Source organism: Prochlorococcus marinus (assembly GCF_001180245.1).
Taxonomy (GTDB): Bacteria; Cyanobacteriota; Cyanobacteriia; order PCC-6307; family Cyanobiaceae; genus Prochlorococcus_A; species Prochlorococcus_A marinus_F.
On record NZ_CVSV01000090.1, the window covers coordinates 1 to 229 of the forward strand.

The window sequence follows — 229 nt, forward strand, 5'->3', positions numbered from 1 at the left end:
TTTAGTAAATAAATATTATTTTGATAAATTAAAGATTAAATTGATAATGTTATATTCTTTGAATTCTTAATTTATGTTTAATGACTTTTTAAACGCATATAAAGAGTTTTGGATTAAAGCTACAGACTTCAAAGGATTCACATCTCGATCTGACTGGTGGTTAGTTCAACTAGCGAATCTTATAATTTCTTTCCTAACTATCCCAATATTTTTAAAAACGTTTGGTTTC

The 229-nt window shown here is 24.9% G+C and carries 1 pseudogene; it reads left to right on the forward strand.

The features are described 5' to 3' along the window. Positions 1-73: 73 nt before the first annotated feature. Positions 74-229, forward strand: a pseudogene (locus tag AMO19_RS08755) (DUF805 domain-containing protein); the annotation flags it as partial.